The sequence below is a fragment of the Colwellia sp. genome, assembly GCF_013215345.1.
Taxonomy (GTDB): domain Bacteria; phylum Pseudomonadota; class Gammaproteobacteria; order Enterobacterales; family Alteromonadaceae; genus Colwellia.
Map to the genome: position 1 here is coordinate 1 of NZ_JABSOV010000124.1, position 10,831 is coordinate 10,831.

At 38.6% G+C, this 10,831-nt stretch carries 11 protein-coding genes and 1 pseudogene; 6 read left to right on the forward strand and 6 right to left on the reverse strand.

The window, feature by feature from the left end; genetic code table 11:
* A pseudogene (locus HRT50_RS15280) lies at nt 1-349 on the reverse strand (hypothetical protein); the annotation flags it as partial.
* Nucleotides 350-527: 178 nt separating this feature from the next.
* On the opposite strand from HRT50_RS15280, the gene HRT50_RS15285 reads away from it, so the two are divergent.
* Complete coding sequence (locus tag HRT50_RS15285; protein ID WP_291616019.1) at nt 528-1,700, forward strand: M20 family metallopeptidase; 1,173 nt, start codon at nt 528-530, stop codon at nt 1,698-1,700.
* 209 nt (nt 1,701-1,909) lie between these two features.
* Here HRT50_RS15285 and HRT50_RS15290 read toward each other — a convergent pair whose 3' ends face one another.
* The 3 genes from HRT50_RS15290 to HRT50_RS15300 form a co-directional block, all read right to left on the reverse strand.
* The gene (locus HRT50_RS15290; protein ID WP_291616020.1) at nt 1,910-2,374 is read right to left on the reverse strand and encodes a methylglyoxal synthase; all 465 of its coding nucleotides are present in this window, start codon (nt 2,372-2,374) and stop codon (nt 1,910-1,912) included.
* A 102-nt stretch (nt 2,375-2,476) separates the two neighbouring features.
* A complete protein-coding gene (locus HRT50_RS15295) occupies nt 2,477-3,559 on the reverse strand; it encodes an AI-2E family transporter (protein ID WP_291616022.1) in 1,083 nt (360 codons plus the stop codon).
* 164 nt (nt 3,560-3,723) lie between these two features.
* A complete protein-coding gene (locus HRT50_RS15300; RefSeq protein ID WP_291616024.1) occupies nt 3,724-3,942 on the reverse strand; it encodes a sulfurtransferase TusA family protein in 219 nt (72 codons plus the stop codon).
* A 138-nt stretch (nt 3,943-4,080) separates the two neighbouring features.
* On the opposite strand from HRT50_RS15300, the gene HRT50_RS15305 reads away from it, so the two are divergent.
* The 5 genes from HRT50_RS15305 to HRT50_RS15325 all read left to right on the forward strand — a co-directional run bounded on the left by HRT50_RS15305 (nt 4,081) and on the right by HRT50_RS15325 (nt 9,095).
* Entirely contained in the window at nt 4,081-4,689 is a 609-nt protein-coding gene (locus HRT50_RS15305) for a hypothetical protein (protein WP_291616026.1), read from the forward strand.
* Between the two features lie 61 nt (nt 4,690-4,750).
* The gene (locus tag HRT50_RS15310) at nt 4,751-6,220 is read left to right on the forward strand and encodes a M48 family metalloprotease (protein ID WP_291616028.1); all 1,470 of its coding nucleotides are present in this window, start codon (nt 4,751-4,753) and stop codon (nt 6,218-6,220) included.
* Between the two features lie 62 nt (nt 6,221-6,282).
* A complete protein-coding gene (arsC, locus tag HRT50_RS15315) occupies nt 6,283-6,651 on the forward strand; it encodes an arsenate reductase (glutaredoxin) (RefSeq protein ID WP_291616030.1) in 369 nt (122 codons plus the stop codon).
* 47 nt (nt 6,652-6,698) lie between these two features.
* Nucleotides 6,699-7,091: a DUF2069 domain-containing protein gene (locus HRT50_RS15320; protein ID WP_291616032.1), complete on the forward strand. Its 393-nt coding sequence runs from the start codon at nt 6,699-6,701 to the stop codon at nt 7,089-7,091.
* Nucleotides 7,092-7,148: 57 nt separating this feature from the next.
* The gene (locus tag HRT50_RS15325; RefSeq protein WP_291616034.1) at nt 7,149-9,095 is read left to right on the forward strand and encodes a hypothetical protein; all 1,947 of its coding nucleotides are present in this window, start codon (nt 7,149-7,151) and stop codon (nt 9,093-9,095) included.
* Nucleotides 9,096-9,193: 98 nt separating this feature from the next.
* Here HRT50_RS15325 and hda read toward each other — a convergent pair whose 3' ends face one another.
* Both hda and HRT50_RS15335 read right to left on the reverse strand, forming a co-directional pair.
* Nucleotides 9,194-9,901 carry a DnaA regulatory inactivator Hda gene (hda, locus tag HRT50_RS15330; RefSeq protein ID WP_291616036.1) on the reverse strand — a complete coding sequence of 236 codons (708 nt, stop codon included), beginning with the start codon at nt 9,899-9,901 and terminating at the stop codon, nt 9,194-9,196.
* Nucleotides 9,898-10,831, reverse strand: a 934-nt coding sequence (locus tag HRT50_RS15335) for a DUF2066 domain-containing protein (RefSeq protein WP_291616038.1), incomplete at its 5' end; no start/stop codon positions are given. The genes hda and HRT50_RS15335, both read right to left, overlap by 4 nt.

Sequence of the window (10,831 nt, forward strand, 5' to 3'; positions counted from 1 at the left end):
CCGGCGTGGCTATACCTGCTTGGGTAAGTTTATGGGAGGTACGAAATTTGTCTTCGGTTAAAGCAAATGAGTCGAAGTTATTTATGCACGGCACCGACTCGTTTAAAATTTGATATAAATACATTTGAAATTGACTTTGCTTACCGGCATTGTAAGAAAAAAACAAGTCCAGCTCTTCCATGGCTACTTTTTTGCAAAGTATATGTCCGGCTGTTGCCATCGCATTCGCCAAGTTCAAATCAGGGATCACCTGAATATCACGTGCTCTTAATTTTCTGATCATTTCATCTTGGATAATATGGCCGCCGCCATTCTTATACATCCACATACCTACGGTATACGTCGACATTATAAAGTCCTTTCTATTACGCTTGATTAAATGTATTTACAGTCATTGTTAAGACTAGGTAGGCGTTGTTACATATATATGACAAAGCTCACTTTAAATAAAAGCTTCATAATTACGTAATCAAAATGACTTATATTTTTAGTGCAATAGCCTGGTATTAAGATAAAAAGGAATTATCATGTCTGGCGTAAAAAAAACTCAATCAAACTTTGATTTTGCGGAATTAGCACAACTCATAGAGATAAACTCTTACACTAAGAATAAAGTTGGCGTAGATAAAGTTGGTCTGCTTTACAGCCAATGGATGCAAGCGCTAGGCTTTAGCGTAGAGCGATACGAGCGGACACATATTGGTGCACACATCCTCTATAAATCAGCCAAAAGTACTGGCAAGAAAATACTGCTGCTTGGTCATTTTGATACGGTATTTCCACCAGGCACTTTTGAAGACTTCAGTGAAGACAAAGAATGGATTTACGGACCTGGTGTTTGTGATATGAAAGGCGGAAACTATGTCGCACTTTGCGCACTAAGACAAATACACAAAAATGCTGGCCATATTGTCAATATTGATGTGTTAATGGTTAGTGATGAAGAAAGTGGCAGTGACGATAGTAAGTATTTAACCCAGTCTATCGCAAGAAATTATGATCTTTGTCTGGTTTTTGAAGCCGCTGGCAAGCAAGGCGAAGTTGTTATTGCCCGTAAGGGTGTTGCTACCTATACCATCGATATTAAAGGCAAAGCCGCACACGCAGGCAATCATTACAGCGACGGCATTAACGCCAACCTAGCTGCTGCACATATGATTATTGAACTCACGGCATTAACACGTAATAGTTTTGGTACCACAGTTAACGCAGGCAAGATATCGGGTGGCATTGGCGCCAACACAATATCACCGCAGGCGAGCATTACGGTTGAAGCAAGATTCACTAATAATACTGAGAAAAATCGTGTATTGACTGCAATTGAACGCATTGCTACCACGCAAAATATTAACGGCATAAAGTCGTCCTTCTCCGGTGGATTACAACGAGACATTATGCAAACCAACAAACAGCAAGTGTTGCTAATTCAGAAAATTGAAGCGATTATTGACCGACCACTTAAACTGGAAAAACGTGGCGGTGTTAGTGATGCAAATACAATCTCGGCTATGGGCGTACCGACATTAGATGGTTTCGGTCCCTTTGGCGATGGCGATCACACCATTAATGAACGCGCGAATAAAAAAAGTTTTGCCAATAGGATACATGACGTAACTAAAGTACTTGCCTATTTCAATGGGCAAGTACCGCTAGAAAAAACAAAAACAAAACATAAAAATACTCGCGTACAGGCCTGTTAAACCGGCTTATTAGCGGCGTTATTGATTTTGACAAGGATGTTACATGGATGGTGTTCTTAGAGAATGCAGACGGTACAGGAAGTACCTTATTAGATAATGCAGGAGCATATTATCCTGAGCATACTCTGCTGAATAACCATTCTATTCAATCAATGCTTTGCCTTTAAATTATCGCTAAGCGATCACTTTCTTATACAGATTGGTATCAACTACTTTGTTCGTGCTGCTAAGTAAGCCGCATAATCAGGAATTTCAATGGCACTCTCTTGCGTCATGAGATCTGAGTCCATAAGAAAATTAGCTGTAGATTTATTAGTAGCAACCGGAATATTCCACACTGCAGCTAATCGTAACAGCGCTTTAACATCGGGATCATGTGGTACCGCATCAAGCGGGTCCCAGAAAAAGATCATCACATCAATCTCACCTTCGGCGATTAATGCGCCAAGCTGCTGATCACCACCCATAGGTCCAGAAAGCAAACACTTTATCGGTAAGCCAATGGCAGAGCTTAATAAAGTCCCGGTAGTACCGGTGGCAAATAAGTGATGGAATTTTAAATCATCACTGCGATTTTTCGCCCAAGCAATTAGATCGGATTTTTTATTATCATGGGCCACTAGTGCCATACGTTTATTTGCCGGCATCATTCTTTGCGTGTACGTTAAGTCCATTTCATATCCTCTGATTTACCTTAATTTACTTCAGCTTTGCTTAATTTTCTTAACTTAGCAGTTTTAGTTACCGGTACTTCTTTGAGATAACTAACACGGTTTTTATAGTTCAGCTGCTTCATTGGTACTATCAGGCTCAGGAACTGATGGCCAAGCATTAATCACCGCTTTTACTAGCGTTGCTAAAGGAATGGCAAAAAATATTCCCCAAAAACCCCATAAGCCACCAAAAAATATCACTGCAATTATAATAACAACAGGATGAAGATTCACCGCTTCAGAAAAGAGTAAAGGTACAATAACATTGCCATCGATTGCTTGAATTATGCCATAGGCGAGCATAACGTAACCAAACTCACTACTGAAACCGAATTGGAAAAGTGCCACTAACATAACGGGGAAAGTAACCACAGTCGCGCCGACATAAGGTACCAATACCGACAAACCAACCAATACCCCTAATAACAAGGCATATTCCAAATCAAGGAACATAAAAGCGATAGTAGTTGCTGCGCCAACAATAAGGATTTCAATTACTTTACCGCGGATGTAATTTAAAATTTGCTGGTTCATTTCATTACTTACTTGAATTGCCATGCGCCGTTCTTTAGGCAAGAAATAGGCAACACTGGCCATTAATTCAGTTTTATCTTTTAAGAAGAAAAACACCATTAAGGGCACCAGAATTAAATAAACCATCAAGGCGACAATGTCAGAAATAGAGTTTAATGACGCTTTCAGCGCGACTTGGCCCCATTCAAGTAAATTATCATTAACCATAACGATAAAGCTTTCAACTTGAGAAACATGGACAAATTCTGGATACTTTTCTGGCAGTGTTAATAAGTAACCTTGCCCTTGGGTAATCATATTGGGAACTTCTTGTAATAAATTACTACTTTGTTTCCAGATAATTGGCATAAGCCCTAACACTGCCAACAAGGAGAAAGTAAGGAAAGTAACCACCACCACTATCGTTGCACCTGAGCGCGACATAGAACTGTGCATAAGTTTGTTAACCGGCAGATCTAATAGAAAAGCTAATGCAATAGCAACAAACACCGGCATCAATAAACTACTAAATAAAGCAATAAATAATGCAATACAAATTAAAAGTACAACGAGAGTTACCGCATGGGGATCTGAAAATTTACGTGTATACCAATCACTAAATAACTTGAACATAATTACCTATTTTTTATTTTACTTAGCCTAACGGCTGTTGATCTTTCGGGATTACTTTACAGTAGTTCGTTTGATATGTAGACAAGGCTGCGCAGGTGAAATGTAATTGATGACATAAGCCGGTGATAACGCGGTATAAACAGCAAAAATCGCAGCTTGCGGGCTTATACGCTAATACTAATTTCTACCGTACCATTCCCAATCATTTGTTTACGGTATTGGTAACCCTGTTTATCTAACAACTTAGGGATATCATTTAGTGAGCCAGCATCATTGATAGAGATGATACACTCATCACCGCTTTGCATTTTTTTTATCAATAAACGCATGTTAATTAAAGGTACCGGGCACTTTTTACCTATACCATCATATTTATAAATCATCTGAATATTTAAAACAGCGCTTTAGTTTAATTCACTAATTTGCGACAATTAATCCATTGTACTAACTAAAGTCATCATAGCGTACCTCTATAGGTATGTCTTATGTAAAAACAACTTATTACTAGGAATATTAATTAAATGAGTTCATTAAGCCCTCAAGCTAACTTAAAAGAAATTAATGCCTATAAAAAGAAGATAAATTGGGGTGACGTCTCTGCAATGTACCATATATTTTCTTCTTCTTTAGGTGATTTAGATGGCATACTTACTCATGGTTTTGATAGTGCATACAAACAGGTTTTAAATCCAAATTCCTGGAACTTAACCCTATTAGGCGCAAGTAAAAGCCCTGATGGCAGTGTCGAAGTTAAAAACAAAGCACAGATTAGCTTACGGCATGAATTTAATGACATGGGTTATGAGCTACATTGTTACCCTGTTATAGACGGCATAAATGTTACTCAAAGCATGATTAATAAAGGCAACTGCCCTTTTAATACTTGGTTACCTGAGAATACACAAATGCTATTTCGTATCAATAGCTTAGTGGCCTTTTCCATATACAGTTTCCAAAGCGGTGACGAGGCCGATATAGCGTTATTAAAGTTTGCCCACTACAAAGTTGAAGAGTTAATTACAATTTTAAGCGAATCTTTTCAAATTGTTGCGGTCAAAGGTTATAGTATTGCTGAGTTTTATCAAGAAATTGCTAATAGAAATGGTAATATCCATAACCAAGAAAACTAATTATTTTAAATCACCTTCTAACCACCTAAGTATATTTCGATAATGAATATAGGATGTAATATTGTTTAACCTAAAACCTATGCTTAATGCCTTATTGCTGACATTAAGTATTGCGATGGCGACAAGCTTTAATGCCAACGCCATTAATAATCAAAACGATAAAAATAAATTACCCGACATTGGTATTTCAGGCTACAGCGTTTTATCCGTAGATAAAGAGCTGCAAATTGGTCAGGCGATGATGCGCCAATTACGTGGTTCACAACCATTAATTCAAGATCCAGTGTTAATTGAATACATCAATCATTTAGGTAATAGCCTAGTAAAAAATGCCCAAGGGGTTAATTATGCCTTTGAGTTTTTTCTTATCAACAATAAAGAATTAAACGCTTTTGCATTTTTTGGTGGCCATGTTGGTATTCATAGTGGCTTAATTACCACAGCTGACACAGAAAGTGAGTTAGCCTCGGTTATTGCTCATGAAATATCTCACGTTACCCAACGTCACTTAGCGCGTCGATTGGAGTCACAAAGCCAAACACAAACTTTAACTATGGCGGCCATGCTTTCAAGTGTCTTGATTACCTTAGTTAATCCTACGGTTGGTATGGCAGCGCTAACTGCGAGTATGGCGGTAACACAACAAGCAAGTATTAACTACACCCGTGGTAATGAAAAAGAAGCCGATAGAGTCGGTATCGCTTTGTTAGCCAATAGTGGCTTTGACCCACAAGGTGCAGCAAGTTTCTTTAGCAAGATGTCGGAAAAATATCGCTATGCCAGCAAGCCACCAGCAATGCTATTAACTCACCCCTTACCAGAGTCACGTATTGCTGAAGCTAGACAACGCGCACTAAATTATCCCGCAAGGCCTTTGCCACCCAGCTTAAGCTTTGAGCTTACTAAGTCGCGCTTAAAAGCGAGGTACCAAGGCGATGCCAAGTCAAATATTGCTTTCTATCAACAACAATTATCGAAAAATCGCTATGCTATAAAAGCCGCGGCACAATATGGTTTGGCCTTATCGTATTTTGAAGACAAACAAATCAAGCAAGCGTTACAACTTTTAGAAACATTAAAACAAGGTGATAAAAATAACTTATTTTATATCGATGCCTTAACGGATGTATATTTAGCAAATGACCAAGCCGATTCAGCCATTAAGATGCTTGAGCAGTTAAATTTATTTATGCCAAACAACCAAGTGGTCAGTTTAAACTATGCCAATGCACTACTTTCGGTGAAAGACTATGATCTAGCCGCGGAGATATTGCATGACTTTTTATTAGTCAACCCAGGTAATTTTATCGCTTATGATATATTAACCACCTTATATCGCTCTCAAGGCAAGCTTGGTCTTATGCACATGAATAAAGCCGAAGTACTTGCCCTGTTAGGGGGCTACTCTAAGGCTGTCGATGAGCTACAAACCAGTTACACCCTTCTTGAAGCACAGCCTTTATTACAAAAACGCGTAAAGGCCCGTATTTTACAATTTCAAGAGCAAGAGAATCGTTTAAAACGTTTATAGCCATTTGATTAAATCACTAGCTATTCATATTTTTACAGCAGTTTTATTTATTAAGGAAATCCATGTTTACTATTTATCACAATCCGAGATGCTCAAAGAGTCGTCAAACACTAGCGCTACTTGAAGAACAAGCACAGCAGAGCAAGCAAGAAGTCACTATCATTGAGTACTTAAAAACACCCTTTGATGTTAAACAAATTAAACAGCTCTTAGGCCAACTTGATTGCTCAGCACTTGAGATGATGCGTGCTAAAGAAGCTGAATTTACCGAACAAAACTTAAAAGGCGCCAGTGAAGAAGCGCTAATTAACGCCATGGCGAATACGGCAAAGTTAGTTGAGCGCCCTATAGTTACCGATGGCAACAAAGCCATTATTGGTCGTCCTCCTGAGAATGTTTTAACCTTCTTCAAGCGCTTAACGGCAATTTAATTACCTATATATCATAGATATAAATCACCAATATAAATAAGTACCCAATGAATAAACAAAGACTTGCAACCAATACCTACAAAAAAATAGCCTTAATGGGCTATTTTTCATTACTTATCTTTATGCCGTTATGGTTAATCGTATTAAGCCCAAGTGAAAGTTTAAGTACTTCAACTTCCTTACTCTTATTTACCCTACCGTTATTATTTCCCTTAAAAGGTTTATTACAAAGCAACCCTTTTACCTATGCCTGGTCTAACTTTATTGTTTTAATTTACTTTTTACATAGCTTAACCACTCTTTGGGTATTGCCAGCGGACAGGATATGGGCAATATTAGAGTTAGTTTTTGCTAGTGCTATGTTTTTTGGCGCAACTTATTACGCTAAATTCCGTGGTCAGGAGCTAGGGCTAAGCATACGCAAAAAGAAAGATAAATAATGCAAACTTGCTAATACGGTCAAGTTAGAGACAATAAAAGAACATAAAAGGGATTGAATGCGCGCACACTTATATGGCTTTAACTTAGGGTTATCACTAGCGGTAATGGCAACATTATCTGCTTGTGATAGTAACTCATTCAATAATGAGCCCAATCAAAATGAAACCAGCCTTGTGCTGCTCGATGAAGTACCAGCTATCAATCAAGGTGTAGATTTATTACTGCTCGCAGCTAACCAGCCTATCTCAAACATACTGTGGCAACAAACCTCTGGTCAAGCAGTAACTGTATTAGCCGCAAGTAGTAAGGTCATTTCTTTTACCCCAGTTGTTGATGGCGAGTATAGTTTTACTGTCAGTTTTACCGACAGTGATAATATTGAGCAAGTCTTAGAAAAAACCTTCCTAGTAGAATCCGCTGTTCACAAAATTACCGCTCGTTTATCACATACAGCCTTAGCTGAGAACAAAGTCTCTTTTCGCAGTGAAATACACCAAACAATAGACGCCAGCACCCTGACATGGCAGCAAGTAGGTGGCCCAACGGTTTCCTTAACAACAGATAATAGTAATGGTGAATTAGCTATATTTTTTGATGCTCCCAAGGTTAATTTTGACACTCTTATTACTTTTAATGTTTCAGCGACTGAAGCTAACAGCAATATAACCTATAACGATCAAGTGGCGGTATTAGTAGAGCCCGCAGCGGCAATTGTGGGTAAGGCCTATTTTTCCGATCGCAAAGCCAAAGTTTTTGCTTATAATCCCAACAGCCCTTACGCTGAAAATTTAGTCAATTGCGTCTATTCAAATAGCTTAACTAGCTCTTGTACCTTAGCTCAAACGCCTTTACTTGCTGAAGAGGTAAAAAACTCACCTACAATACCTTCTGTTGAAAGTATTATGGACAGAGTGGTGGTTTCTCACCAGTGGATGGGTGATCGTTTTAAAGATTATTTAACCAATACTGATGCCAATAACGATATCAGAAATTTATTAAGAGCTACCACGGCGATAGTTATAGCTTATGATATTCGCCCATCTTTTTACTGGGCAGCAACGGGGGCAATATATTTAGACGCTGAAAATTTATGGTTAACCCCCCAAGAGCGAGATACCATTAATGAAGCGCCAGACTTTCGTGCTGACTTTGGCAATGATTTACAGTTTGTTATGCCCTGGCGTTACGTCAAAGATAATGACTATGCTAGTCAAAGTTTTAGTAAATCAGCTCGAATCACTCGCACGCCAACCGACGCCTTATATCGTTTAACTTCTTTAATGTATCATGAGCTTGCCCATGCCAATGACTTTTTCCCCAGTAATGAATGGTATACTCATCAGAGTGGTCAACGTGTTCTTGATGCTGCAGTCAGTACTGATTTTGAATCTGATCAGCTGGCAATTAGCCTACCCTTAGCAAGTCAAGAAATGCGCGATTTAGGGCAAGTTAGCTTTGCTGGTGAAACCGCCAACCAAACACAAAAAAACTACTTACCTACGGACATTGAAGGTTTCTTTAGCCCAGATCGCGCCACTGATTTTTATGCCTACTCAAGTAAGCGCGAAGATTACGCCATGTTATTTGAAGAGCTCATGATGCAAAGTCGCTTTGGTATTCTTCGCGATGTTGCCATCACCAATCAGCCTATTGGCGATAATATCTCTGCCCGTGACTATATAGTGACTTGGGGACAACGTGGCCGTATTGGTGATAATAAGTTAACCGCCAGAGTACTATTTAGTGCCCGTCGGGTATTACCTGAATTTGACAGTCAAGCCGCGATGGACTTAATCGCTACGCCAATTGCTATGACGGTAGGAAATAACTGGCTGGAGAATTTAACCATCAGCCCAAGTAAAACGAGTATGAATCATTTGCTGAAACAACTAAAAAGCTATGCTATTCCGGGTAACTTTACTCAAGAAAACCCAGCAAAGTCTGAACTTATGTCCGACGATAATTTCAATCGTTATTATGAAAAACCTTTACCTAAACATTAGTTTTTAGGCTATTCAGTAATAAGTAAACACAAAAAAGCACGATTAATTTAATCGTGCTTTTTATTTAACTGATGACTTTATTCGAAACCCCTAGCAAGCTATTGCAGACTGAGTACTTCTTTAATAAAAGGTATGGTAATTTTTCTTTGCTCTTGAATAGAGGCTTTATCTAACACATCGAGTGAAGTTATTAAGCTGCCCATATCTCGACTCAAACGATTCAGTAAAAATTTAACGACTTCGTCTGATAAAAATAAACCACGCTGTGTGGCACGGTGTTGTATGGCAATGATTTTCTCTTCATCTTCAAGAGGCTTTACTTGCTCAGTTAAGCCCCAAGAGAGTCTTGAAACCAGATCAGGTAAGCTAATACCGAGTTGCTGAGCACTTTCATCCCCTGAAATTAATAAGTAATTATTTTGTTCAAAAACTCGATTATACAAATCAAAAATGGCTTGTTGCCAACGTTCATCACCGGCAATTAAATGAATATCGTCTAGACAAATTAAATCAATTTGCTCTAAACCATCTAACACTTCCACAGGTAAATGCTTAAATTCAGCACAAGATAGACACACGGAAGACTTACCAACTTGTGCAGCATAAGTACTACTGGCATGCAGTAAATGTGACTTACCGACACTAGACAAGCCAAACATGTAAAAACTATGCGGGCTATCTTGCTTTTGATCAATATAAGATTTTAGCTGACTGACAATACCGAGATTTGCATCACTTTTAAAACTGTCAAAAGTTTCATCATCAGGTAGTTGCACTTGCAAGGTGAGTTGAGCTACTTGCTTCATCCTTGCTCCCAATAAAAGACAGGAATGATGGGTGCTATTGTTAGCTGTGGTTTAACTGCCAATGTTGTCTGCAATGGGTCACTCTTCGTTAGTTCAATGGTTGGATTGGTAACAACAATGTCTTTATCATTCAGCACTGTTTTATTACCATTTAAATATACTTGGGCATCACCAAGAGCTGCGTCATCAGACATAGTAGCGTTGCTACTAGTATTTTTAGCCGCTGTATTTGGTTCAGCGATGTTCTGAGCTGCTAACTCTAGCTCACCAAGCACAGTAATCTTTACTTGATTATTAAACTGCTGGCTGTGATAAATGCCATCGAGTTGATTATCAAGTTGTTGCGTTAACTTATCGTTCAATTTTAATGACGCTAAAAAAGAGGCCTTTGAACCCAGCAAGTCTAATTTAAAGCGACGTACATTACCTTGGGCACTGATTAAAGTCACTCGTTTAACAGCTGACAAGTCTACTAAAAAGTTAAATAATTGCATATCATTTTTTAAGGAGGTGACATTATTCACTTCAATAATAAAATCATTATCCGCCGATGTTAATAGTGCATAAGATTGATAAATCAGCTCGGTGATGTCCGATAAGCCTTGGTTAATCAAAGCGACTTTATTAACACCTTGGTATTTTTTCGTATACAGTGTGCCTTGTGTGTAAACACGCCAATCAAGTACTTTCGCACTTGCAATTTCTTCTGGCTGACACAATAAACCACAAGAAAGATTATCTGCCAAACCCGAGGTTTTAACTTTATCTTCTTCATTCACTAAGCTGGAGTCAGAAACTCTCATTACCACAACAGTATCAGCAAAGTAACGCAGCGAGGCCTGTTGAATTTGTTCTTGGAAGTAGCCCCAAAAATCACTTAACACCACTTGTTCACTATCGGTTAAGTCCATTAACGGCATAATAATAGGC

Coding starts and splice junctions, on each gene's coding strand:
- HRT50_RS15285 (WP_291616019.1), top strand. CDS start 528: ATGTCTGGCGTAAAAAAAACTCAATCAAACTTTGATTTTGCGGAATTA.
- HRT50_RS15290 (WP_291616020.1), bottom strand. CDS start 2,374: ATGGACTTAACGTACACGCAAAGAATGATGCCGGCAAATAAACGTATG.
- HRT50_RS15295 (WP_291616022.1), bottom strand. CDS start 3,559: ATGTTCAAGTTATTTAGTGATTGGTATACACGTAAATTTTCAGATCCC.
- HRT50_RS15300 (WP_291616024.1), bottom strand. CDS start 3,942: ATGATTTATAAATATGATGGTATAGGTAAAAAGTGCCCGGTACCTTTA.
- HRT50_RS15305 (WP_291616026.1), top strand. CDS start 4,081: ATGAGTTCATTAAGCCCTCAAGCTAACTTAAAAGAAATTAATGCCTAT.
- arsC (WP_291616030.1), top strand. CDS start 6,283: ATGTTTACTATTTATCACAATCCGAGATGCTCAAAGAGTCGTCAAACA.
- HRT50_RS15320 (WP_291616032.1), top strand. CDS start 6,699: ATGAATAAACAAAGACTTGCAACCAATACCTACAAAAAAATAGCCTTA.
- HRT50_RS15325 (WP_291616034.1), top strand. CDS start 7,149: ATGCGCGCACACTTATATGGCTTTAACTTAGGGTTATCACTAGCGGTA.
- hda (WP_291616036.1), bottom strand. CDS start 9,901: ATGAAGCAAGTAGCTCAACTCACCTTGCAAGTGCAACTACCTGATGAT.